Here is a 23,760-nt window from a genome sequence, read left to right as displayed (position 1 = left end):
GCGGGTCTCATCCGATCGGACGCGGGCACGAGGCGCGTCCGCGCAGACCGCAGCACCTGCGCACCCGCCCGAGTCACCTCGGTCGATCCATCGCGTCGTGAGCCGGAGGCCCAGGCATCAGCTCGGGCCACCGCCGCACGTCGGTTGGAAACGTCAAGCAGGAAGGCCCGGTTCACACGATCTGGGGAAGTGCGGAACGAGACCCATCCGGTCGGGCCGGGAGACCGAATGGCCCGCGTGACCGTTTCGGTCCCCTTCTCTCGTCCGGGATCCGCCCGGCGTCCGCCACAGGAGTATCACCTGATGAACATGACCCGTTCGGTGCGCACGTCCTTCGCCGCCGTCCTCGCCACCGGCGTGCTGGTCGCTTCGCTGACCGCATGCGGGAGCAGCGGAGGCGCGAAGGCGTCCGATGCCGCCAAGGGCACGGCCGGGGCCTCGGCGCCCGCCACGGACATGGCCGGCAGCTCCGCGACGGAATCCCCGGCAGCGGGGCAGACGACGGCCGGCCAGGCGTTCGGCACCGCCTGCGCGGCCGTACCCAAGGACGGCGCCGGCTCCTTCACCGGCATGGCCAAGGACCCGGTCGCCACCGCCGCCTCCAACAACCCCCTCCTGTCGACCCTGGTCGCCGCCGTCAAGCAGGCCGGCCTCGTCGACACCCTCAACTCCGCGCAGAACATCACCGTCTTCGCCCCCACCAACGACGCCTTCGACAAGATCCCCAAGGCCACCCTGGACGCGGTCCTCGCCGACAGGGACAAGCTCACCAAGATCCTCACCTACCACGTCGTCCCCCAGCGCCTGGACCCCGCCACCCTCACCGGCGCCCACACGACCCTGGCCACCGACAACCTCACCGTCACCGGCACCACCCCCGACTTCACCGTCAACAACACCGCAAAGGTCCTGTGCGGCAACGTCCGGACCGCCAACGCCACCGTCTACCTCGTCGACACCGTCCTGATGCCCGCCTCCTGACCTAGCGTCAGGTCATCGACCGCGGTCCCCGGCCGACATCCCCCCGGGGCCGGGGACCGCACCCCGCGCATCAACGGAAGGAACTCGACGGCGCCGTCGGTCGACCGGTGGGTCGACAGCGTGGGGCCGGAGGCCTGCACCTTCCAGCGGGCCGACCGGACCGGGCAGTCCGAGGCACGGTGGCGGGTGATCAGGACTGAGCCCCGGCAGATCCCGCAGCAGGCGGTGGAGTACGTCGCCGAGCTGGTGAAGGTGCAGGCCGCGGACGTTCCTTCCGACCTTCTGGGCGTGCGTGCTCGGCGGCGTCGTCCCGTGCCCGCTCCCGCCGATTACCAAGGACGCCGAATGAGACCAGCACAAGCACATGCACGAACCCGGCATCCGTCGGATGAATGCGCTGGCCGAGTATGAGCGGAACAGAGAACCGGCGGTGCTGTCAGAAGTTTTGACGCGGCGGACGCTGGCCCAGGACTCGCAGGTCAGAAGGTGCAGTTCTGGCGCCGGTATGGCTAATAGCAGCGCGAAGAAGGAAGGTGTGCCGCGTCCTACGGCTCTGGGGCAGGCGGTGCGGCACTGGGTGATGGCGAGCCGCCCTAGGTCGACGTCGGCGGGCAGCGCCGCCTGTTCGCCGGTGGGCGGGCGGCGGTGGCGGCCGGGCATCTCAGGCTCCGACCAGGGCGCGCAGGTCCTCGGAGGCGTCCCAGCCGTAGGTGGAGAACCCACGCCTGTCGCCGGAGAGGTAGGCGGTGAGGGCGGCGTGCGAGGTGGGGAACATGGGGGTGGGCAGCGCCGTGGCGTCCGCCCAGAGGACGGCGAGGTGCTTGTCCGGCTCGGTGTTCGCCAGCTCGCCCTGCCAGGACGTCGCGGCGAAGACGGAGAGCAGGAACGGGCCCTGGCCGTCCCAGCCGGCCTTGACCTGGATGGTGTGGACCAGCCGCAGCTCCTCGGCGGCAACGACCAGGCCCGCCTCCTCGCGCAGTTCGCGGGCGGCGGCCTCGTCGAGGCGTTCGCCCTCCTCCGCCTTGCCGCCGGGGACGGTCCAGGCGGGGACCGTGGACCAGGAGTCGTTGGCGTAGTGGACGCAGGCGACCTTGCCCGCCCTCTTGTCGTGGACGATGACGCAGACGGCCTGACGCAGGGACTGCATTGTGTGCTCCAACCGGTAGGGGGAGTAGGGGCGTTCACGCGACGGGGTTCGGGTCACGCAGCAGGTCGAGGACGGTGCGGGCGTAGCCGATGACCTCCTCGTCCCGGTGGTGATCCAGGGCCCAGCGCAGGGCGGCGGGGCAGTCGATTGCGGCCCACGCCCGGCACGCCGCCCGCTCCTGCGGGGTGAGGTCGCGGCCGTACCCGGCGGTGAACGCGCCACGCAGGTCAGGGCGGTGGGGCGTGAGCTGGAGGGTGACGCGCATCAGGTCGCGCCGGGCGGGGGCTTCGACGTGGCTGCGTTCGAAGTCGATCAGCCCGAGCGTCAGCCGGTCGCCGTCGCGGTGGACGATCCAGTTCCGGGGGCCGAAGTCGCCGTGGCAGTAGGCGATCGCGGTGGGCGGGGGTTCGGTGCGGGTGGCATCGGCCAGGACCTCGATGTCCTCGGCCGGAAGGCGGGCGTCCCGGGCGCGGGCCAGGGCCCGTGCGCGTTCCTGGGCCCAGGGCAGGCACTCGCCGACGGGGGCTCCGGTAGTCGGCTGCGCGTGGATGGCGGCCAGGAGCTGCCCGGCCTGCCGGTACACCTCCCGCTGCTCGGCGGCGGTGAGGGCGGTGCTGATGACCGGAGTGCCGGGCACGGCGGTGGTGACGACGAGTAGCGAGGAGGCGTCGGCGCCCAGCAGGGACGGCGCGCGGCCTTCGCCGAGGGCCGGCGCGAGCAGCCGGTAGGCGGCTGTTTCCCGTTCGTGCATGAGCGTGTTCTTGTGACGTTTGGCGAACAGGCGGCGCCCGCCTTCGTCGGCGACCTCCCAGACGCTCGGGTGCCCGGCGCGGTCGCGGGAGCGCACGTCGAGCAACTCGTAGCGACCTGTCGTCTCGCGCAGCAGCCGGTCGGCGTCCTGGGGCAGGCGGGGCGTGGTCATACGGGCCAGCCGACGGTGGACAGGGTGTTGCCGCGGGTGATCTCGCCGAGGGCGTGGGCGGTGTACGGCACGGTGTTTCTCGGGAGCTCGTCGAGCGGCCACCAGTGCAGCGCGTCGCACTTGTGCGGTTCGGCGTTGCGGATCCGGCCGTCGTAGCGGGTGGGCCGGAAGAACAGCTGGAGGCGGCTGCGGCCGTCGTCGGCGTCGAGGTGGTGCAGGGTGTGGACGAGCGCGAGGTCGTCCTCGGCGATGAGGATGCCGAGCTCCTCCTCGGCCTCGCGCGTCATCGAGCGGGTGACCGTCTCGCCGGGCTCCATGTGCCCGGCGGGCAAGTGCCACAGGCCGTTCGCGTAAGCGGTGTTGCGACGCCGGCCGAGGAGCACGGTGCCGTCGTCGAGCAGGACGAGGTGGACGCCGACGACCAGGGTCGGCGGCTCCGTCCCGGCCGGGCGGGACGGGAGCGCGGCCGGGCGGCGGGTGTCGTCGAGCGGATTCACGCGGTCCTCCCGGAGGGCAGGCCGGCCGCGTCGGCGAGCATCGGTAGGTAGTGCCGCAGGTAGGGCGGGACCTTGAGGTCGAGTACTTCGTCGACGGGGACCATGCGCACGGCCAGGCCCTCGTCACCGAGCCGCAGGTCGCTCTCGGCTCCGTCCCAGACGGCGTGCAGAACGCGGGTGAGCGGCAGACCGAGGTCATCGTGCGGGTCGGGGAGGAGCCGCAGCCCGGTGATCTCGATACCGGCCTCCTCGCGGACCTCGCGCACTGCGGTCTCCTCGGCGCTCTCGTCGGCCTCGCGCCAGCCGCCGATCGGCGTCCAGTAGCCGGGCCAGGGCATGTCTGGCCGGTCTTCTCGCTGGTGCATCAGCAGCCGGCCCGCGGGGTCGGTGACGAAGACGAGGACGCCCTCGAAGTCGTCGTCGGCCGGGGTGGGGCGCTCCAGGTAGAGGGGGACGCCGGAGCGGTGGGCGCGCAGCACCTGCCGGAGCCGCCGGTAGCGGGCGGGTTCCATGAGCTGTCGCCAGTCGTGGGCGGTCTCGAACCGCCACTCGGTGTGCTCGGAGGGGTCAAGCCGAATGCGGGCCTGCTGGTCGGGCGTGAGGACGCCGCCGTCGAAGACGTAGCCGCAGACCGGCACGGGGTACTCGGTGCCGGCCTGCTCGTGGATGACGGCGACCAGGCGCCGCCGGGCGATGACGTCGGGGTTCTCGGCGGCGAGGTCGAGACCCAGCTCCTCGTGGGCCTCGCGCAGGGCGGTGGTGAAGGGCGCTTCGCCGTGCTCGATGTTGCCGCCGGGGAAGTTCCACACGGCCGGGTTGATGGTCGAGCGCATCCCGAGGACGCGGCCCTGCGGGTCGGTAACGAGGAAGCAGCCGTAGGAGCTGGGTCGGGCGATGGTGGTGAGGTAGCCGCCGACGGGCCGCCAGCCCGGGATGCTCAGGCGTCGGGTGAGCCATTCGATCACCGTGCGCTGCCCGTCGCTGGTCGGCGGCAGGGCGTCCGGGTGCGCCCACTGGTGGCCGTCGTGGTCTCGGGAGAGGGCGACTGCGGTGCCGTCCGGCAGGGCGGTGGTGAAGACGAACTGGCGCACGCGCCGCCCGCGCTGGTCGGTGAAGTCGAGATGCCGCGCGTACTCCAGCGGCAGGCCGGTGAGCCCGGTCTCTTCGGCCAGCTTGCGGTCCGCGCAGGCGGGCACCACCTCGCCGACCTCCCGGCCGCCGCCGGGGTACTCCCACAGGCCCGCCGGGACGTCGTGCGGGGACCTGCGGATCATCAGGACCCGTCCCGAGGCGTCCCGGACCACCACGCCGACGCCGATCCGTTCGATGCCCTCGCGTGCGGCGAGGTCCGTGAGTACGTCGAAGTCGATCACTGAACAGGCTCCCCGGAGTTGCGGGCGGGCACGGTCGGCCGGACGAGGGAGGTGATCCCGGCCGGCGCGCCGGTGGGGTTGTCCACGAAGACCTCCAGACGTGGCTGGTGTTCGAGCGCGCGAAGCCGGCCCTCGGTGAAGGTCGCTACAAGTGTGCCCTCGTGCACCGGAGTTGGACGGGTTCGTGCGAGCGGAGGTGACTGATAATGGTGCTGTTCGAACGCGGCGCTCAAGCGGATTCCCTCCGGGCGAGCCTGGGTCGAACGGGGACTTTTCGAGCACCCCGCGCGCGTGCTCCGGCGCCTCCTCCAGCCGGCTGCGCACGGCGTCCGGCAGGTCGGCGGAGCCCGGTGCGCAGGCGGCGAGAGCCCGTTCGAGTACCGCGCCCTGGACCGGGTCAAGACGGCGTCGGACGCCCTCGTGGGCGAGGAGGTCGCGCAGCGCGTAGCCGTCGCCGGATTCACCCGTTCGGCTGGTCAGGTGGGCAAGGAGGTTTCAGGCGGCGGGCGTGTCGGGGTCGGCGGCGTCGAGGGCGGTCAGCGCGAGGCGGGTGGTGAAGACGGCCAGGCTCTCCGGTGGTGGCGCGGGCGAGGACGGCGACCTGGCGGCCGTCGAGGGTGCACCGGCCGATGCCGCGGTGTTCCTCGATGTGGCGCAGGGCCTCGCTCCAGCGGCCGGCGGCGGTGAGGGCGCGAGTGCCGTCGGCGAGCACGGTGCCGTCGGGGCCGTGGCCGATCACGCCGCAGGGCCTGCGGCAGGCCGCGGCGCGGTTGCGCGCGGAGGCAGCCGGTGGAGCCGCCCGTGGCTGGGGCGGCTCCGCCTGGTGTGTCGGGCTCAGGTGAGCAGTTCGACGCAGTCGTAGGCGAAACCGGGGCTGAGGAATTGCGAGCCGCTGCTGCCGGAGACGACGGTGATGGTGAGCGTGTTGGTGCCAGGCCGGAGGGCGGAGGCGGGGACGGTGAAGGCGTAGGTGTGGTTGTTGCCGCGGTAGGAGCCGACCGTGAGCGAGCGGGTGCTCGGTTCGGGGTGGGGTTGGAGGACGGGTGAGGTCCAGTCGTTGAGCCGGATCCGGGGGCGGGCGTTGAGGTAGGCGGTGGTGATGCCGATGTTGAGGGTGCGCGGTCGGGCGGCTTGCTCTGCCGTCAGGTCGAAGGTGACTTTCCGGCCGTCGTTGACGTCCCGCCACTGGTAGGCGGGGAAGTCGGCGTCCGTGGATCGGCCCACGGTGAAGTCGCCGGTCCACGGCTCGGCGCGCACGTCCGAGGGGTGTGCGTGGGTGACCAGGTCGGCGTTGCGGAAGCCCGCCGGGGTGCCGTCCCAGCGGCCGATGCGCCAGATCGCCGGAGCCTGGCCCGGGTCGTCGGCGGGGGTGAGGCCGATGGTGTGCAGGGCGGTGGTGCTGCCGGGCTCGACGGTCACGGAGCCGGTGCGGACGGCGAGTTCGCCCTGGTAGACCGTCCAGGTGTAGTCGCCGGGCAGCATCCGGCGGGCGATGTACGCGCCGCGGCCCGGTTCGGCGGTCGCCCAGTACTGTGCGTCGTCGTTGGCGAACCCGACGGTGTAGGCGAGGGCCGGGTTGCGACCCGAGATGCCCACCCCGGCCACGGCTCCGCGGTTGCTGTCGCCGACCCAGCCGTCCAGGCCGAGCCCGTCCACCCAGGAGGTGTCGATGCGGTCGTGCCACAGCTCCGATGAGGGTGCGCCGCCGTCGGTGAAGGCGAGCACGTACGGCCCCTGGAGGCCGAAGCGCATCGGCTCGGTCTGGTTCTCGCCGTAGTAGAGGATCTCGTACAGGCCTGCGCCGTTGTCGTACGAGTGGCGCATCAGGGAGCGGTAGAACGGTCCGCCGGACGCTTTCTCGTGGTTGCTTCGCACCATCCACAGGCCGACGCCGGGCTTGCTCCAGCCCACGTACCGGTAGTCGATGACCCGTTGGTTGGAGTAGTGCTTGGACCGGGTGGTGCCGTCGGGTCGGCGGCGCACGTCCTGGGCCTCGATGAGGACGTCCTGGGTGGCGTCCCAGGAGTCGGGGTTGTCATTGGGGAAGAGGCCGGGGCGGACGCGCACGATGTAGCGGGTGACGGTGATCGAGTCGTCCGCCTTGTCGGTCCACAGGTAGACGTTGTTCTCGCCCTGGCGTGCGGCGTAGTAGTGGCGCAGGGTGCCGTGGACCACGCTGATCAGGATGGTCCGGCCGTGCCGGGCGATGCTCACCGTGGACGGGCCGAGGCCGGATTCGACCTGGGAGTTCTGCCCGTTGTAGCCCTGGTACTCGACGCCCCGGTAGACCAGGGAGGTCAGGTCGCCGGTGCTCCTGCTGACCCGGAAGACCAGGTCGGCGCCGGTGTCCACGGTGTACTCGCGGCCGTCGTAGGTGTAGCCGAACGTGCCGCTCGCCGTGGTGGCGGCCTGTGCGCCGGACAGGCCGGCGCCGACCGCCGCCCCGCCCAGGGCGATGCTCGCCGCTCCGGCCCGGGACAGGAAGCGGCGGCGGCTTGGACGATGCTTGCTCATGCTGCGATGTTTCCTTTTCGGTCGACGGCTGTCACAGGTTCGGGTAGGTGGGGAAGGTGGCCAGGTCGGCACCGCGCCGCTGCCAGTGGGCAGAGCGGTGACGGTGACGCGGCTGCCGCTGGGGGAGAGGCCGCTGTTCCAGGTCCGGAGGCACCACCGAGGACCGCGACACCGCCGCGCGTGAAACGCCCGGTTCGCCTGCTCACGTCCGACAGTTCCTTTTCGACGGGACCGGCGGGCGGCCCGACCCAGGGCAGGGCAACCCGGAACGCGGCGCCGCGCTCTGCCTGTTGGTGGCCGCCCGGCGGTGAAAGGTTGCCCGCGTCGGAAGAATTTTCCCGAGCCGGGGTCCAATGAACCGTGTAACTCGGGTGGGTTGCGTTAGCGGTGGCCGACGGAGAGTCGGCCGCCGAAGGCCCGTCGGGCGCCGGCGCGGTCTCCGGCTCGCCCATCCCGTGGGGGCTGACCCCCACCACCCCGTCCCTCGGTTTCCTGACAGGCAGCTCACCAGGGGACCGGGCCGTGCTCGTCGAAGAAGCCGCCGGTCGGCCCGTCATCGGGCAGCGTGGCGAGCCGGACGACCACGGCCGCGCCGTCGGCCGCGGTGCGGGTGAGGCCGGGGAACGCGGTGGTGAAGTCGGTCGCACACGGCCCCGGATCGGCGGCGTTGACCAGGATGTTGCGGCTGCGCAGTTCCTTGGCGTACTGCACGGTCAGCGAGTTGAGTGCGGTCTTGGACGGGATGTAAGCGACCAACGGGGGCCGGGTTGTGAAGTAGTCCTCGGGATCGGTCATCCGGGCGATGGAGCCCAGTCCACTGCTGACATTGACGATCCGGGCGGCGTGGGAGCGGGCGAGCAGCGGCAGCATCGCGGTGGTCACGCTGATCACGCCGAACACGTTGGTCTCGAACACCTCGCGTACAGCGGCCAGTTCGACACTGCCAGGGCTCTGGGCGGCGAGGTCGCCAGAGATGCCGGCGTTGTTGACCAGGATGTCCAGCCGGCCAAAGCGCTCCTCGATCCAGCGGGCGGCGGACAGGACGCTGGCGCGGTCGGTGACGTCCAGGGTGACCGGGTACACCCGCGGGCCCAGGTCGGCTGCGGCTGCCGCACCGCGGTCCGGGTCGCGCGAGGCCAGCAGGACGTTCGTGCCGAGCGAGGCGAGCCGGGCTGCGACCTCGCGCCCGATGCCCTTGTTGGCACCGGTGACCAGGGCAGTTGTGGTTTCTGTCATGCGTTCAGCCCACCACGGGGGCGGCCGGGAGTTCCAACACCGATCAGGTAAGCAGCGATACCGTGCGGGTATGGAAAGACTGGAGGTCCGCGAGCTCGTCTACTTCACCGCTGTCGCCGAGGAACTGCACTTCGGTCGGGCGGCCGCCCGACTGGGGATGACCCAACCGCCGCTCTCCCGCGCCATTCAGCAGCTCGAACGACGGCTGGGCGTGGCCTTGTTGGAACGTGGCAGTCGCCGGGTCGCACTGACCGAGGCGGGGGCCGTCCTGCTCCGCGAGAGCCGTACGGTGCTCGACGCCGCGTCGGCCGCGGCGCGCCGCACCCGTCGGGCCGGCCGCGCCGAACCGCGTCTGGTCCTGGTCATCAAGCCGGGCGGCGACGGTGGCCTGCTGCCCGCGATCCTCGACGCCTATCAGACTGAGCCGGGTGCGCTGCCGGTCGAGCTGGTGTGCAGCTTCGGCGAGCGTGAGATCCTCCTGCGGGAGGGCCGTGCCGACGCCGCCCTGCTGCACCGCCCCCACCACGACCTCACCGGCCTGGACACCCAGGACCTCCTGACCGAGCCTCAAGTTCTCGTGGTGCCGAGTTCGCATCGCCTCGCGGGCCGCACCCGGGTCTGCCTGGACGACCTCGCCGGGGAGCCCCTGCCGCGCTGGCCGGGCGCATCTGAGGGTGGCTCACACGGACCCGAGGTCCACGACCTTGGGCAGCTTCTCCACCTCATCGCCTTGCGCCGCATGGTCGCCGTCCTCCCCTCCTCCATCCGCGACCAGCTCCGCGACGACCTGGTCGCTGTCCCAGTCGATGATGCCGAGCCCACCACGCTCCTCCTCGCCTGGCCCGAGCACGCCACCTCCCCAGCCCTGGCCGCCTTCGTCCGCACGGCCGCCGCAGTGGCGGGCAAGGCGACGGGCCACGGCGGGTAGAGCGGAGAGACACGCGGGGTGGGAGGCGAGGGCGGCCAGTTCCTCGGGGGTGCCGAGGGACGGGGCGTCCAGCGCGGCCGGGCGGACGGGACGCCGTGGGCGGCCTGGCCGCTCGTCCTGCTCGGGGCGGGCCTGGTGACGGCGCTGGTCGGGCTCAGGCTCCGGCCGGGTCTGGACCGGTGGGCCGACGCGCTGGCCGCTGGCGGGCTGACGGTGTTGGCACTGGTCGGGGTCGTGCTCACGGGCGGCACGGTGGAGCGGTTCCAGCTCCGGGGGCGGACGACGGAACCGGTAACGACGAGCTCAGCGGTTGCCGGGTGACCGGCCATCGCTGGGAGGAGCTCGCGGAGCTTCAGCTCGATCTGCAGGTCGACTAGATCGGCCGTCGCCATACTCGGACGCTGTCGGCATGCACGGGAGTCCATGAAGATCAGCGCAGCTCAAAGCGACTGGTGACGGCATCCAGGGCGCCCGGCCCTCCCGGTCGGACGCCCTGCTCCTCGCGGTCGGACGACTGGGACTCACCGGCGGGACAGTCGTCCTGCACGTGTCCTGGCCGATGGCGGACGTCCCCGGGCGGTGCCCCGCCCGGGGACGTCGACCCGTGCACCGGATCAGACCTTGTTGAACTCCTCCGGGATCAGGAAGCCCCAGAGCTCCGCGATCGCGGTCACCTTGCCGGAGCCATCCACCGTGATCTCGTAGACGTCGCCCGCGTCGCAGACCGGCTTGTCCTGGCCGCCCGCGAGGCACTTGGTCATGTGGTCGATCATCCGGTCGAGCGGGACCTTGGGCCCGGCACCGTTGTCGGCCAGCGCCGTCGTCACGTCGGGCGCGATGGTGTAGGTCTTCTCGGCGCCCTTCTCCCACCAGCCCTGGTCGGGCATCGTGCAGGTGTACTCCGCATCGACGGCGAACAGCTCGGTCTTGGTCGCGGCCTTCTTCACGATGACGACCTTGTGTCCGGCCGGCACCTTCGGCGCCTTGGAGCTGTCCTTGCAGTCGGCCGCCAGGTAGCCGGTGCCGCCGGGGCTCGCCTTGCCCGACGGCCGGGCCTTCGAGGTGGGCTTGGCAGCTGCAGTACCGCCGGCTCCGGTGGGCGCGGAGCTCGGTGCGGAGCCGGCTTTCGTCGCCGTACCGCCGGCGGAGTCGTTGCCGCTCTCCGGGCCGCACGCCGTCAAGGCCAGAGTGACCGACGCGGCGACTACGGCGGTCCGGAGAATTCGACGAGATGACATGTGAACTGATCCCCCATGATGTGCATCGATCGCCCTTCGATCGACAATCGCACAGACTACCGGCCGTCACCGACGCCACGTGCACGTCGTGGCACCTGGTCAGCACCGGTGGTGGCACCGCCTAGACCCGACCGTGCGGTCGGCACCCGCCGGTCGCGGGAGGAAAACATCAGGGGCCCACCGATGGGCACCCGGCAGCGCATCGACCTGCCGGACGGGGGAGCCCATGGCTCCGGCCTCCGTTGATCATCATGTCCATCGGCAGCCGGTAGTAGGGTCTTCAGCGCCTCCCCGGCAGCGTCCGTCGGCTCGCACGTCCAACACGCGATCGGCCACGAACTGGGCCTCATGCAGCGGTCGCTCCCGGCGATGTCCTCATGCCGGCTCGGAGGCGAAGCCCAGGAGGGCGGTGGCCAGGCGGTCGGGGGCCTCGCCGGACGGCAGCAGGTCGCGGGTCGGCCCCGTGCGGGCGATCCGGCCGCCCGACAGGACCACCAGCCGGTCCGAGGCAGCCGCTGCGATGTCGGCGTCGTGCGTGATCAGCACGACCGCCAGGCCGAAGCCGTCCCGCAGGCTGCCCAGCAATTCCACGATGCCGGCGGCGGTGTCGGAGTCGAGCGAGGCGGTCACCTCGTCGCAGATCAGTACGGCGGGCCTGGCGGCGAGCGCCCGGGCCAGTGCGACCCGCTGCCGCTGTCCGCCGGACAGTTCGCCCGGTAGTCGGTCGGCCACGTCGGTGGGCAGGGCGACCGCGTCGAGCAGCCTGTCGATCTCCGCGTTCCGTTCGGACCGGTCCCGCAGGCCGCGCAGTCGCAGCAGTGGGCGGGCGAGCGCGGTCCGGACGTCGTGGCGCGGGTGGAGGGCCTCGGCCGGGTTCTGCGCCACCAGTTGCACCGCCGCGCGCTGCGAAGTGGTCCGTCGGCGGATGTCGACGGGCAGTTCGGCCCCGCGTAGCGCCAGGGTGCCGGAGGAGGGCCGGTGGAGTCCGGCGAGGCAGCGTGCGAGGGTGCTCTTGCCGACTCCCGAGACGCCGAGCACCGCCAGGCATTCGCCGGCTCCCACCGAGACGTCGAGGCCGTGCAGGACCTGGGTGGTTCCGTAGCCGGCGACCAGCCCGGTGGCACTGAACGCCGGCTCGGTCGGCGTCCGGGCGGTGGGGAGTGCGGCCGGTGTCCGGCGCGGTGCGCGCGGCGCGGCGATCCGGCCCGCCTCGACCGCAACGGTCCGGTCGGCGAGCGCGGCGACGGCATCGCGGTCATGGCTGATCCAGAGCAGTGCGACGCCGCGCTCCTTCAGCCGCCGGAGTTCGGTCAGCACCTCCGCCCGCGCCAGCAGATCGAGCGCGGTGGTCGGTTCGTCCAGCACCAGGAGCCGGGGTTCGCGGGAGAGGGCGGCGGCGAGTACCACGCGCTGCTGTTGGCCGCCGGAGAGCTGGTGCGGGTAGCGGCCGGCGAGTTCGCCCGGCAGGCCGACGCGGTCGAGCAGGGTGGTGACCAGGGCGGTCCGTTCCGTCCGTGGCAGGCGGCGTGCGCGGGCGGCGGTGAGCAGGATCGAGGACACGCGGGCGTACGGGTTGAGTGCGAGACCGGGGTCCTGGCCGACGTAGCCGACCGTCGTGCCGCGAAGTCCGTTCGGCGGCACCGGAAGGACCGGCGTCCCGTTGACAAGGGCCTGGCCCCCGGTGTGCCGGACGCCCTCGCGCAGGTGCCCGAGGACCGCCAGCCCGAGGGTGGTCTTGCCGGAGCCGGACGGGCCGACGATGCCGACCGTCTCGCCCTCGGCCACGGTGAGGTCGACGCCGTCGAGCACGGGGACGCTCCCCGCGTGCAGGCGCAGCTCCGTCAGTTCCACCAACTTCAGTGGAGCGTAGGTGAGTTCGGTCATGAGAGCACCCCTTTGAGGCGGCGGGCCGCCGCGTCGGAGCCCAGGTTGGCGCCGACCGCGATCACCGCCACGCACGCCATCGGCGCGATGAGCGCCCACGGCTGCAGTTCCGCGCCCGGAAGTGCTTCCACGACGAGCAGGCCCCAATCCGAATCCGAGGTGGACAGTCCGAGGAACCCCGCGGCGGCGACCAGGTAGACCGCGGAGACGAAGCGCATGCCGAAGTCGGCGACCACCGGCCCGGCGATCAGCGGCAGCAGCTCCCGGCCGAGGATCCAGGCCCATCCCTCACCGCGCGCCGTCGCAGCTTCGACGTGCGCACGCCCGGCGACCTGGGCCGCCGCAGCCGCGACCACCCGGGCCGACAGCGGCACGCTGGTCACCGCGATGGAGAGGACGAGACCGGCCCGGTTCGGCAGCACCGTGAGGATCAGCAGCACCACCAGGATCGACGGCACGGCGGCGACCGCGTCCAGCGGCCGCATGATCAGAGGTGCGAGCCACCGCCTGCCGGTGGTGGCCAGTGCGGCGCCCAACCCGGCGAGTACGCCCGCAGCGGAGCCGGCGGCCGCCGCGGCGAGGCTGGTCAGTAGGAGGGGCCGGCCGCCGTACAGCAGCCGTGACAGCACGTCGCGCCCCAGGTGGTCCGTGCCGAGCAGGCCCACCTCGCCGGGCAGCGCGTACGGCACGCCGACGGTCTCCGTCGCCCGGTGCGGCGCCAGTTGCGGGCCGAGGAGGACGGCGCAGAGGAACAGGCCGAGCAGGATCAGGCCGAGGCGGCCGACGACCCGACGGACGGTCACCCCACGGCCGGTCACCGTGTGCACGGTCGCGGTCCGGGCGTTCGCGGTGTGGGCGGTCACGACGCCACCGCCGTGCGCAGCCGAGGCGTGGCCAGCCGGACCGCGAGGTCCGCCAGTGCCAACGCGACCAGCATCGCGCCCCCGAGGATCAGCGCCAGTGCCTGAACCACGGGCAGGTCAGCGGTCTGGACGGACGTCACCAGGAGCTCCCCGACGCCGGGGTAGCCGTACACCTTCTCCACCAGGACGGCGCCGCCGATCAGCCCGACGCCGGTGACCAGCCAGGCCTGCACGGCGATCGGCACCACCGCGGGCAGCACCGCGACCCGCAGCACCGTCATGTCCGGAACCCCGGACAGCCGCAGGAACTCGACGTGCGGGGACCGCAGGGCGGCGGTCGCGGCTCCCCTGATCACCCGCAGCGAGTAGGCGAAGCCGACGAGGAACAGGCTCAGCACCGGCAGCACCAGCGCCCTCGGGTACTCGAGCGGGCCGGAGCCCGCCGGGATGAGCGAGACGGCGGGCAGCAGGCGCCAGCCGACCGCGAACAGCACCACGAGGACGCCGGCCACGACGAACTCGGGCACCGACACCAGCAGCAGGGAGGCCGTGGTGATCACGCGGTCGGTCGCCCGTCCGTGGTGCACCGCCGCGAGCAGGCCCAGGCCGAGCGAGACCGGTACGAGCAGGAGCATCGCCAGCCCCGCCAGCAGCGCGGAGTTGCCGACCCGGTCGCCGAGCATCGCCCCCACCGGCCGGCCCGAGGCGGAGGAGCCGAGGTCGCCGCGCAGCAGGCCGGCGGCCCAGTCGGCATAGCGCTGCAGCACCGGCTGGTCCAGCCCCAGGTGGGTACGGACCTCGGCGATCCGCTCGGGGGTCGCGGTGGTGCCGAGGCGGGCGGCGACGGGATCGCCGGGCAGCAGGTCAACCCCGACGAACACCACGAGCGAGAGCAGGACGAGCACCAGGGCGCTGGTGGCGAGCCTGCCGGCGAGGTAGCGCAGCAGGGGAGCGGCGGAGGGTGTCACGCCAGGCCCGCCTTGCCGAGGTACGGGTACTTGGCGTCGGTCCTGGTCTCGATGCCGGCGACGTTCTTCCGCGCCACCGACAGGGTGTCGGCCAGGCCCCAGACCACGGTGTTGCCGCGGTCGAACATGGCGTCCTGCACCTCGCCCCAGGAACTGCGGCGCCGCGTCTCGTCGGTGTCGCCGATCGCGGCCGACACCGCCTTGGTGATCGCGTCGTCCGGCATGGCCAGGGACGGGTACGCGGCCATTCGCCCGTAGATCACCGGCAGGGGCAGCGCGCCGATGGAGAACACGATCCCGTGGGCCTCGGAGAGGGCCTTGACGTCGAAGAAGGTCGGGACGGAGACGATCTCCGGCTTGACGTTCAGTCCGATCTCGCGCATCTGCTCGGCGAAGAGCTGGGTGGAGGCGTTGTAGCCGATCTCCCACTCGGCCGACCGGATCCTGATCTCGGCGCCGCCGGCGCCGGACTCCTTGACGAGCCGCCGCGCCTCGTCGACGTTCCTGGCGAGGGGCTCGCGCTGGGCGAAGTACTCGCTGCCGGCGCCGAACAGGTCGTTGCCCGGGCTGCCGTTGCCGAGCAGGACGGTGTCGACCAGGGCCTTCCGGTCGATGCCCAGCCGGATCGCCCGGCGGGCCCGGGGGTCGTCGAAGGGCGGGCGGGTGGCGTTGAGCACGAAGCCGAAGCCGGTCCGGTGGCGCGCGTCGGTGCGGCGGATCTCCAGGGTGGAGCTGTCGGTGCCGGTGCGGGCGGCGGTGTACGGGATGTCGGCGGCGAAGTCGGCCTGCCCGGTGAGGACCGCGTTCACCTTGGCCTGCGGGTCGGCGAGGCTGGACAGGACGACGGAGTCGGCGAGGGGCGCGCCGTCCCAGTAGCGGTCGAAGCGCGCCAGGCGTGCCTCCCGCCCGGCCTCGAAGGCCTCGACCTGGTACGGGCCGGTGCCTATCGCGCTGGTGGGCGCGAAGTCGGCCGCGCCGTTCTTGATGATCTTGGCGGGGAACGCGGCGAGCATCACGGCGGGATCGCCGACGGGGCGCCGGGTCGGTACGCGCAGGGTGTGGTCGTCGGTCACGCTGACGCCCTGGGCGTCCAGGTAGGAGGAGAGCTCGCTCGGGTACGGTCTGGCGGGGTCGCTCATGTAGCGCAGGCTGTAGGCGACGTCGGCTGCGGTGAACGGCGAGCCGTCGTGCCAGAGCACGCCGTCGCGCAGCCGCAGGACGAAGGACCGTGCGTCGGGGGCCGGCTCGGCGGAGAGCGCGAGCAGCGGCGCGGGCTTGCCGTCGTGGAGCGTGAACAGCGACTCGTAGATCACGTCGTTGCGCACGTAGTCGCTCGGCGAGCCGCCGGCGAACGGGTCCAGCGACTCGGCCGCGCCTCCACCGGTGAGCACGGCGCGGAACGTTCCGCCGCGTCGCGGGGTCGAGGACGCCGTCTGTTCGACGACCTGCCCGGTGGACCCGCCTCCGCAGGCGCTGATCAGTGCTCCGGCGCCGGCGAGTCCGAGCGCCCAGCCGGCCGAGCGAAGCAGGTCACGACGGGTTGGCGACATGAGGGCCTCCGAGGAAGTGGGCAGGCTTATTGGTAATGAGTTTCATATCGGATAAGCTGCGCGAAGTCGAGCCGGGTTGGGCAAACGTAAGGCAAGCCTTGCTTGATCGCTTGACGATTGGTCAAGACTCCTGTGGCCCAACGACGATGAGACATGCTAGGAATGACACGGCTTCGTCGCTAGGTCCGAGAGTCTGGCTTGTACAACGTACAACCGTTTCTCGATGGGGGAGCACGACATGGGCCGTACGCGAGGACACTCGCCTGTTGAGCATCGAGCGCGGACATGAGCGCGGACATGAAGCCGACGCCGTGGCTGCGCTGCCACCGGCCCCGGGTGGCCCCGGAGGTCCGGCTGGTGTGCTTCCCGCACGCCGGAGGTGCGGCGAGCTTCTTCACCTCCTGGGCCCGCGCGATGCCAGACACCGTCGAGGTGTGGGTCGTGCAGTACCCGGGGCGCGCGGACCGGATCGACGAGCCGCTCATCGAGGACATGGCGACGCTGGCCGGGGCGATCGCCCCGGAGATCGCCGCCCTGACCGGCATTCCGGTGGCACTCTTCGGTCACAGCATGGGAGCGGCCGTCGCCTACGAGGTGGCCCGGCTGCTCCAGCGGCGCCCGGCGACGGCGCCGGTCCACCTGTTCGCCTCCGGCCGGCACGCGCCGGGCGAGGTGCTCGACGAGTCGGTGCGCCTGCTCGACGACGAGGCGCTGGTGCGCGAACTGGTCCGGCTCGGCGCCACCGACGGCGAACTGCTGCGGGACGCCGAGATCCGGTCGGTGTTCCTGCCGGCCATCCGCGCCGACTACACGCTCGCCGAGACCTACCGCCACCTGCCAGGCCCCGTCCTGGGCTGCCCGATCACGGCGGTCCTCGGCACCGGCGACCCGGAGGTCACCGCCGCGCAGGCCCGGCGGTGGCGTGAGCACACCAGTGCGGCGTTCGCGCTGCACGAACTGCCCGGTGAGCACTTCTACCTGGTCGAGCAGGCCGAGGCGGTGCACCGGCTGATCGAGCGTGGCCTGACCGCCGGTTCCGGCTCTCCGGTCGGCGCGTCCCATCGCTGACCAGCCGTCGCGATCCGTCGGCAAGTCCCTTGTGGCACAAGGGCATCAGACCAAATACGGTACAGGAAGGTACCCGTGATCCCACAGGAGCAGATGGCGGCCGAGCTGATACGGGCCGTCGCCGAGGTGCTCGACGTGCCCGCTGACGAGATCGGTGAACAGGACAACCTGATCCGCCTCGGGCTGGACTCGCTGACCATGATGCGCCTCGCCGGCCGATGTCAGAGGTCAGGTCTGGACATCGGTTTCGCCGAACTGGCCGAGCAGCCGACCCTCGCGTCCTGGCGCACGCTGCTCGCCGGGCACTACGGCGCTCCGGCCGTACCGGTTCCGGACACCGCCGGGGCGGCCGAAGTCCTCGACGAGGGAGAGCCGTTCGACCTGGCGCTGATGCAGCACGCGTACTGGGTCGGCCGGGCTCAGGGGCAGCGCCTGGGCGGCGTCGCCGCCCACTTCTACAACGAGTTCGACGGGACGGACGTCGACCCCGCCCGCCTGGAGTCCGCCGTACGGGCCGTGCTCGCGCGGCACGCGATGCTGCGCGCCCGGGTGCACGACGACGGCACCCAGAGCATCCTGCCGCAGAGCCCCTGGCCGGGTCTGCGGGTGCACGACCTGCGGGCCATGTCCGCCGAGAATGCCGAGGCCCGACTGGCCTCGCTGCGGGCCGAGTTGTCCCACCGGAACATGGACATCGGAGCGGGCGAGATGCTCGACGTCCAGCTCTCCCTCCTGCCGCAGCACCTCAGGAGCGGCGGCACCCGGATGCACGTCAACCTCGACATGGTCGCCGCCGACGCGCTGAGCCTGCGCGTCCTGCTCGCCGACCTCGCCGCCCACTACCGCGACCCCGCACAGTCGCTGCCGCCCCTCGCCTACGGCTACCCGCGCTACCTGAGGGACCGGGAGGCGGCCCGGAGCACGCCGGCCAGGGCCGAGGCGCTGCGGGCGGACCGCGCGCACTGGGCGGGCCGGCTCGCCGACCTGCCGCCGGCCCCCCAACTGCCGGTCGCCGGACACGACCGGGAGGTCGCCGCCACCACCGTGGTGCGCAGGCACCGCCTGCTGGACGCCGAAGCCGTACGGAGCTTCACCGAGCTGTCCCGGCAGCACGGGCTGACCCCGGCGATGGCGCTCGCCGCCGTGTTCGCCGAGACCCTGACCGCCTGGAGCTCCGAGCCGCGCTTCCTGCTGAACCTCCCGCTGTTCGACCGCGAGCCCCTGCACCCTGACGTGGACTCACTGGTCGGCGACTTCACCTCGTCCGTCCTGCTGGCCTGGGACGGCGCCGCCCCCGGCACCTTCGCCGAGCGCGCGGCCCGGTTGCAGCGCCGGTTCCACGAGGACGCCAAGCACTCCGGCCACTCCGGGGTGGAGGTGCTGCGCGACGCCTCGCGACTGAACGGCGAGCAGCTGCTCGCACCCGTGGTCTACACCAGCTCGCTCGGCCTCGGCGAGCTGTTCCCGCGCGCCGTGCGCGAGTGCTTCGGCGACCCCGCCTGGATCATCTCCCAGGGCCCGCAGGTGTGGCTCGACGCCCAGGTCACCGAGCTGGACGGCGGACTGCTGGTGAACTGGGACGCCCGCGAGGACGCCTTCGCGCCCGGCACGCTGGACGCGATGTTCGGCGCGTACAGCGCGCTCGTGGACGCCCTCGTCCGCGATCCGCAGGCCTGGACCTCCCCGGTGCCCGCCCTGCTGCCGGACGCCCAACTCGCCGTACGGGCCCGGGCCAACGACACCGCCGCCCCGCGCTCCGGCCGCCGCCTGCACGAGGGCTTCTTCGCGCACGCGGCGACCGACCCCGACGCTCCCGCGCTGCTGTGGGGCGCTGACGGCTCGATGAGCTACGGCGACATGGCCCGACGGGCACTGGCCCTGGCCGGCCGGCTGCGCTCCGAGGGCGTACGGCCGGGAGACCTGGTCGCGGTGACCCTGCCCAAGGGGCCGGACCAGGTCCTCGCGGTCCTCGCGGTGCTCGCCGCCGGCGCGGCCTACCTGCCGGTCGGCGTGGACCAGCCGCAGGCCCGACGCGAACGGATCCACGCGGCGGCCGGGGTCCGGTACGTCCTGGACGACGTGACGGTCGCCCCCGGCACCGCCGCCCTGGACGCCCCCGCACCCGGCGACGACGGCGACCTCGCCTACGTGATCTACACCTCCGGGTCGACCGGTGAGCCCAAGGGTGTGGAGATCAGCCACGCCGCCGCGATGAACACGATCGACGACCTCGACCACCGCTTCGGCATCGGCCCGCGCGACCGCACGCTCGCGGTCTCCGCCCTCGACTTCGACCTGTCGGTGTACGACGTCTTCGGCCCGCTCTCGGCCGGCGGCGCGGTCGTGTGCGTCGAGGAGGCGCAGCGGCGCGACGCCACCGCCTGGGTGGAACTGCTGCGCACCCACCGCGCCACCGTGCTCAACTGCGTGCCCGCACTGCTCGACATGGTGCTCACCGCGGCGGAGGACGGTGAACTGCCGCTGCGCGTGGTGCTGCTGGGCGGTGACTGGGTCACCCTCGACCTGCCGGGCCGGCTCGCCGAGGCGGCGCCGCGGTGCCGGTTCGTCGCGCTCGGCGGCACCACCGAGACCGCGATCCACTCCACGGTCTGCGAGGTCACCGAGATCGGGCCGGACTGGTCCTCCGTGCCGTACGGGACGCCGCTGCGCAGCGTCGTCTGCCGGGTGGTGGACCCGCTCGGGCGGGACGCGCCGGACTGGGTGGCGGGCGAGCTGTGGATCGGCGGCGCCGGTGTCGCGATCGGCTACCGGGGCGACCCCGAGCGCACCGCGGACCGCTTCGTGCGGGTGGACGGCGTGCGGTACTACCGGACCGGCGACCTCGCGAGGTACTGGCCGGACGGAACGCTGGAGTTCCTCGGCCGCGCCGACCACCAGGTGAAGGTGCGCGGGCACCGGATCGAGCTCGGTGAGATCGAGGCGTCGCTGACCGCCCACCCGGCGGTCGCCCAGGCCGTCTCCCTCCTCGACGAGAACGGCAGGCTCGCAGCCGCCGTCACGCTGGTCGAGACCACCGAACCCGAACGACTGCGCGCCTTCCTGGCGGATCGTCTTCCCTCGGCGATGGTGCCCGGTGCGATCCTGCCGCTGCCCGCGCTGCCGCTGACACCCAACGGCAAGGTCGACCGCCCCGCCCTGCGCCGGCTGCTCGCCGAAGCCGAGCGGCCGGGCGCGGGACCGGTCACCCCGCCCCGTGGCGAGGTCGAGCGGCGGGTCGCCGAGGCCTGGTCGGAGCTGCTCGGGGTGCCGGAGGTCGGCCGTGAGCACGGCTTCTTCGCCCTCGGCGGCGATTCGCTGCTGGCCACCAGGCTGGTCGGGCGGCTGCGGGCAGCGGGGCTGTCGGGGGTGGCGCTGGCGCGGCTGTTCGCCGAGCCGGTGCTGGCCGGCTTCGCCGCCGGCCTGCGGATGGAAGCCGGCCGCGAGGCCGCTCCCGCCCTCGTGGCGGACGAGGGGAACCGCCACGAACCCTTCCCGCCGACCGACGTGCAGCGCGCGTACTGGCTCGGCCGGTCCGAGGAGTTCACCCTCGGCGGGATCGGCTGCCACTTCTACCGTGAGTACGACGTCCCCGACCTGGACGTGGCGCGGCTGGAGGCGGCCGTGAACGCACTGGTGGCGCGGCACGAGATGCTGCGTGCGGTGTTCGACGAACACGGCTACCAGCGGATCCTGCCGACCGCACCGCCGTACCGGATCACGGTGACCGAGGCGGGGGACGACGAGGAGACGGGCTTCGCGCTGCTGCGCGAGACCTCCTCGCACCAGGTCTTCGACCCCGGCGCCTGGCCGCTGTTCGCCATCCGGGGCGTGCGCTCGGGCCGCACCACCCGGCTCGGCATCGGGATCGACAACATCGCCCTCGACGCACTGAGCATCCTGCTCTTCTACTCCGAGTTGAGCGCCCTCTACGAGGACCCGGACGCCCAACTGCCCCCGGTCGGCCTGTCCTTTCGCGACTACGTGCTCGGCACGGCCCCCGAACCCGCCGCACTGGCCGCAGCGCGGGAGTACTGGACCGGGCGACTGGCGGACCTGCCGCCCGCACCCCGCCTGCCGCTCGCCGTCGACCCGTCCGAGGTGGAGCGCCCGCGCTTCGTCCGGCACGAGGGCCGGGTGGACGAAGCGCGCTGGCGCACGATCACCGACCGGGCGCGCGAACACGGCCTCACGCCCTCGGCGGTGCTGCTGACCGCGTTCGCCGAGGTGCTCGGCCGGTGGAGCGCGCGCCCGGACCTCACCCTGAACCTCACCCTGTTCGACCGCCGGGACGTGCACCCCGACGTGCACCGTGTGATGGGCGACTTCACCTCGCTGATGCCGCTCGCCGTCGAACCGGTGGCCGGGCAGAGCTGGCTGGAGCGCGTACGGGCGGTGCAGGAGCAGCTGTGGCGCTCGCTGGACCACCGCGAGGTGTCCACCGTCTGGGTCCTGCGCGAACTCGCCCGCCGCACCGGCGATCCCGAGGTGTCGCTGCCGGTGGTGTTCACCAGTGCGCTGGGGGTGCCGGGCGGCACGGCCGCGCCGGGCTCCGGGCCGTTCAGCCGCCAGGTGTGGGGGGTGTCGCAGACCCCGCAGGTGTGGCTGGACCACCAGGTGGTCGAGGCCGACGGCGGTGTGGCGCTGAACTGGGACGCCGTCGAGGAGCTGTTCCCGCCCGGGACGGTCGCCGAGATGTTCGCCGCCTACCTGCGGCTGCTGGACTGGGCGGGCGGCGCCGACTGGGCCTCGGCGACGCCGGACCTGCTGCCCGAGGCCACCCGGCGGGTGCGCGAGCGGGTCAACGCGACCGCCGGACCGGTGCCGGACGGGCTGCTGCACACGGAGTTCTTCCGCCGCGCGGCCGAGCGGCCGGACCGGGTCGCGGTGATCGCCGGTTCCGGGACGCTGACCTACGGCGAACTGGCGGACCGCGCGCTCAGGGTGACCGCGCGACTGGCCGAACACGGGGTGGTTCCCGGCGATCCGGTCGTCGTCAGCCTGCCGAAGGGGCCGGACCAACTGGCCGCCGTCCTCGGCGTGCTGGCCGCCGGCGCCGCCTACGTCCCGGTCGGGGTGGACCAGCCCCCCGCGCGCCGGGACCGCATCCTCTCCCTGGCGGGGGCGAAGTTCGTCGTCACACCGGGGCCGGGGGAGTGGCAGGGCTGCCGCGCGGTGCCGATGACGGACCTGGCCGGGCCAGCCGCCGGTCCGCTCGACACGGACCCTGGCGAACTCGCGTACGTGATCTTCACCTCCGGATCGACCGGCGACCCGAAGGGCGTGGAGATCACCCACGCCTCGGCGCTGAACACCGTGGCGGACGTCAACTCCCGCTACCGGCTCGGCGAACGGGACCGCGTGCTCGCGGTGTCCGCGCTGGACTTCGACCTGTCGGTGTACGACGTCTTCGGCCCGCTGTCGGTCGGCGGCGCCGTGGTCGTCATCGACGAGGACGCCCGGCGCGACCCGCGCGTCTGGCTGGACCTGGTGCGCACCCACGAGGTCACGGTGTGGAACACCGTTCCGGCGCTCCTGGAGATGCTGCTGGTCGTGGCGGAGGGCACGGGCGAGTACCCGCTGTCGCTGCGGGTGGCGCTGATCTCCGGCGACTGGGTGGGGCTCGACCTGCCCGGGCGGCTCGCCGCCGTGAGCCCGGGATGCCGGTTCGTCGCGCTCGGCGGCGCCACCGAGGCGTCCATCTGGTCCAACGCCTTCGACGTCGCCGAGGTGGACCCGGCCTGGGTGTCGGTGCCGTACGGATTCCCGCTGCGCAACCAGCGCTTCCGGGTGGTGGACCCGCTGGGGCGGGACTGCCCGGACTGGGTCGCCGGCGAGCTGTGGATCGGCGGCACCGGGGTGGCCCGGGGGTACCGGGGCGCGCCGGAGACCACCGCGCGGCAGTTCACCGCCGATGGCGGCGAGCGGTGGTACCGCACCGGGGACCTCGGCCGCTACTGGCCGGACGGCACGCTCGAGTTCCTCGGGCGGACCGACCACCAGGTCAAGATCCACGGCCACCGGATCGAGCTCGGCGAGATCGAGGCGGCGCTGGCCTCCGGCCCGGGCGTCGGGCACGCGGTGGTGTGCGTGGTGGGCCGCACCGGAGGCCGGAGCCTGGCCGCCGGCGTCGTCGCCTCCGGCCGAACCGCCGTGGACCCCACCGAGCTGCGGGCACACGCGGCGGCCCGGCTGCCCGCGCACATGGTGCCCGACCGGATCCAGGTCCTGGACGCGCTGCCGCTGAGCGCCAACGGCAAGGTCGACCGCACGGCGGTCGCCGCCCTGCTCGCCACGGCCGACACCGACGACCACGGCCGGGCCCCGTGCGGGGAACTGGAGGAGGCGGTCGCCGCGATCTGGGCGGAACTGCTGGACCTGCCGGGCATCGGCCGCGACCAGAGCTTCGTCGAGCTTGGCGGGGACAGCCTGCTCGCCGTCCGCTTCATCGAGGCGGCCCGCGCCCGGTTCGGGGTCGCCCTGCCGCTCAAGCGGCTGTTCGCCGGACCGACGCTACGGGCGGTCGCCGCCCTGCTGGCCGAGAAACGTGCGGCCGCCGCCGACCTGGAGGAGGGCGAGCTGTGACCAGCCGTC

General features: G+C 72.8%; 17 protein-coding genes. 5 read left to right on the top strand and 12 right to left on the bottom strand.

Going from position 1 to position 23,760, the window contains the following annotated elements; genetic code table 11:
* Positions 1 to 309 precede the first annotated feature (309 nt).
* Entirely contained in the window at positions 310 to 981 is a 672-nt protein-coding gene (locus tag ACZ6Z8_RS02955) for a fasciclin domain-containing protein (protein WP_465606319.1), read from the top strand.
* A 661-nt stretch (positions 982 to 1,642) separates the two neighbouring features.
* Here ACZ6Z8_RS02955 and ACZ6Z8_RS02950 read toward each other — a convergent pair.
* The 7 genes from ACZ6Z8_RS02950 to ACZ6Z8_RS02920 form a co-directional block, all read right to left on the bottom strand.
* The gene (locus ACZ6Z8_RS02950) at positions 1,643 to 2,128 is read right to left on the bottom strand and encodes an NUDIX domain-containing protein (protein WP_465605701.1); all 486 of its coding nucleotides are present in this window, start codon (positions 2,126 to 2,128) and stop codon (positions 1,643 to 1,645) included.
* Between the two features lie 34 nt (positions 2,129 to 2,162).
* Positions 2,163 to 3,050, bottom strand: coding sequence for a phosphotransferase family protein (locus ACZ6Z8_RS02945; RefSeq protein ID WP_465605699.1), 888 nt, complete (start codon positions 3,048 to 3,050; stop codon positions 2,163 to 2,165).
* Positions 3,047 to 3,547 carry an NUDIX hydrolase gene (locus ACZ6Z8_RS02940; protein WP_465605697.1) on the bottom strand — a complete coding sequence of 167 codons (501 nt, stop codon included), beginning with the start codon at positions 3,545 to 3,547 and terminating at the stop codon, positions 3,047 to 3,049. Before ACZ6Z8_RS02940 ends, ACZ6Z8_RS02945 begins: the two co-directional genes overlap by 4 nt.
* Positions 3,544 to 4,920, bottom strand: a complete 1,377-nt coding sequence (locus ACZ6Z8_RS02935) for an NUDIX hydrolase (RefSeq protein ID WP_465605696.1) — start codon at positions 4,918 to 4,920, stop codon at positions 3,544 to 3,546. Before ACZ6Z8_RS02935 ends, ACZ6Z8_RS02940 begins: the two co-directional genes overlap by 4 nt.
* Complete coding sequence (locus ACZ6Z8_RS02930; RefSeq protein WP_465605694.1) at positions 4,917 to 5,153, bottom strand: hypothetical protein; 237 nt, start codon at positions 5,151 to 5,153, stop codon at positions 4,917 to 4,919. The genes ACZ6Z8_RS02935 and ACZ6Z8_RS02930 overlap by 4 nt, the downstream gene beginning before the upstream one ends.
* Before the next feature lie 601 nt (positions 5,154 to 5,754).
* The gene (locus ACZ6Z8_RS02925; RefSeq protein WP_465605692.1) at positions 5,755 to 7,434 is read right to left on the bottom strand and encodes a rhamnogalacturonan lyase B N-terminal domain-containing protein; all 1,680 of its coding nucleotides are present in this window, start codon (positions 7,432 to 7,434) and stop codon (positions 5,755 to 5,757) included.
* Between the two features lie 504 nt (positions 7,435 to 7,938).
* Positions 7,939 to 8,670, bottom strand: coding sequence for an SDR family oxidoreductase (locus ACZ6Z8_RS02920; protein WP_465605691.1), 732 nt, complete (start codon positions 8,668 to 8,670; stop codon positions 7,939 to 7,941).
* Between the two features lie 70 nt (positions 8,671 to 8,740).
* Here ACZ6Z8_RS02920 and ACZ6Z8_RS02915 point away from each other — a divergent pair, with 70 nt between their 5' ends.
* Both ACZ6Z8_RS02915 and ACZ6Z8_RS02910 read left to right on the top strand, forming a co-directional pair.
* Complete coding sequence (locus ACZ6Z8_RS02915; RefSeq protein WP_465605689.1) at positions 8,741 to 9,598, top strand: LysR family transcriptional regulator; 858 nt, start codon at positions 8,741 to 8,743, stop codon at positions 9,596 to 9,598.
* Between the two features lie 18 nt (positions 9,599 to 9,616).
* Positions 9,617 to 9,919: a hypothetical protein gene (locus ACZ6Z8_RS02910; protein WP_465605687.1), complete on the top strand. Its 303-nt coding sequence runs from the start codon at positions 9,617 to 9,619 to the stop codon at positions 9,917 to 9,919.
* Between the two features lie 293 nt (positions 9,920 to 10,212).
* Here the strand turns inward: ACZ6Z8_RS02910 and ACZ6Z8_RS02905 are convergent, their stop codons facing one another.
* The 5 genes from ACZ6Z8_RS02905 to ACZ6Z8_RS02885 all read right to left on the bottom strand — a co-directional run bounded on the left by ACZ6Z8_RS02905 (position 10,213) and on the right by ACZ6Z8_RS02885 (position 16,101).
* The gene (locus ACZ6Z8_RS02905; RefSeq protein ID WP_465605685.1) at positions 10,213 to 10,779 is read right to left on the bottom strand and encodes a hypothetical protein; all 567 of its coding nucleotides are present in this window, start codon (positions 10,777 to 10,779) and stop codon (positions 10,213 to 10,215) included.
* Positions 10,780 to 11,211: 432 nt separating this feature from the next.
* Positions 11,212 to 12,720, bottom strand: a complete 1,509-nt coding sequence (locus tag ACZ6Z8_RS02900; RefSeq protein WP_465605683.1) for an ABC transporter ATP-binding protein — start codon at positions 12,718 to 12,720, stop codon at positions 11,212 to 11,214.
* Positions 12,717 to 13,583: an ABC transporter permease subunit gene (locus ACZ6Z8_RS02895; protein WP_465605681.1), complete on the bottom strand. Its 867-nt coding sequence runs from the start codon at positions 13,581 to 13,583 to the stop codon at positions 12,717 to 12,719. Before ACZ6Z8_RS02895 ends, ACZ6Z8_RS02900 begins: the two co-directional genes overlap by 4 nt.
* Positions 13,580 to 14,551 carry an ABC transporter permease gene (locus ACZ6Z8_RS02890; RefSeq protein WP_465605679.1) on the bottom strand — a complete coding sequence of 324 codons (972 nt, stop codon included), beginning with the start codon at positions 14,549 to 14,551 and terminating at the stop codon, positions 13,580 to 13,582. The genes ACZ6Z8_RS02895 and ACZ6Z8_RS02890 overlap by 4 nt, the downstream gene beginning before the upstream one ends.
* Positions 14,548 to 16,101 (bottom strand): ABC transporter substrate-binding protein, encoded by a 1,554-nt coding sequence (locus ACZ6Z8_RS02885; protein ID WP_465605677.1) that lies wholly within the window; start codon positions 16,099 to 16,101, stop codon positions 14,548 to 14,550. The genes ACZ6Z8_RS02890 and ACZ6Z8_RS02885 overlap by 4 nt, the downstream gene beginning before the upstream one ends.
* Positions 16,102 to 16,398: 297 nt before the next feature.
* Between ACZ6Z8_RS02885 and ACZ6Z8_RS02880 the strand changes: the two genes are divergently transcribed.
* The gene (locus ACZ6Z8_RS02880) at positions 16,399 to 17,169 is read left to right on the top strand and encodes a thioesterase II family protein (protein ID WP_465605675.1); all 771 of its coding nucleotides are present in this window, start codon (positions 16,399 to 16,401) and stop codon (positions 17,167 to 17,169) included.
* A gap of 75 nt (positions 17,170 to 17,244) precedes the next feature.
* Complete coding sequence (locus ACZ6Z8_RS02875; protein ID WP_465605673.1) at positions 17,245 to 23,751, top strand: amino acid adenylation domain-containing protein; 6,507 nt, start codon at positions 17,245 to 17,247, stop codon at positions 23,749 to 23,751.
* The last annotated feature ends 9 nt before the right edge of the window (positions 23,752 to 23,760 follow it).

Source organism: Kitasatospora sp. NPDC101108 (assembly GCF_055584725.1).
This window is presented reverse-complemented; position numbering and strand designations above follow the sequence as displayed.

Excerpts from the sequence above, each read along its gene's own strand:
- ACZ6Z8_RS02950 (WP_465605701.1), bottom strand. The coding sequence starts at position 2,128 with ATGCAGTCCCTGCGTCAGGCCGTCTGCGTCATCGTCCACGACAAGAGG.
- ACZ6Z8_RS02945 (WP_465605699.1), bottom strand. The coding sequence starts at position 3,050 with ATGACCACGCCCCGCCTGCCCCAGGACGCCGACCGGCTGCTGCGCGAG.
- ACZ6Z8_RS02925 (WP_465605692.1), bottom strand. The coding sequence starts at position 7,434 with ATGAGCAAGCATCGTCCAAGCCGCCGCCGCTTCCTGTCCCGGGCCGGA.
- ACZ6Z8_RS02900 (WP_465605683.1), bottom strand. The coding sequence starts at position 12,720 with ATGACCGAACTCACCTACGCTCCACTGAAGTTGGTGGAACTGACGGAG.
- ACZ6Z8_RS02920 (WP_465605691.1), bottom strand. The coding sequence starts at position 8,670 with ATGACAGAAACCACAACTGCCCTGGTCACCGGTGCCAACAAGGGCATC.
- ACZ6Z8_RS02885 (WP_465605677.1), bottom strand. The coding sequence starts at position 16,101 with ATGTCGCCAACCCGTCGTGACCTGCTTCGCTCGGCCGGCTGGGCGCTC.
- ACZ6Z8_RS02880 (WP_465605675.1), top strand. The coding sequence starts at position 16,399 with ATGAAGCCGACGCCGTGGCTGCGCTGCCACCGGCCCCGGGTGGCCCCG.
- ACZ6Z8_RS02915 (WP_465605689.1), top strand. The coding sequence starts at position 8,741 with ATGGAAAGACTGGAGGTCCGCGAGCTCGTCTACTTCACCGCTGTCGCC.
- ACZ6Z8_RS02955 (WP_465606319.1), top strand. The coding sequence starts at position 310 with ATGACCCGTTCGGTGCGCACGTCCTTCGCCGCCGTCCTCGCCACCGGC.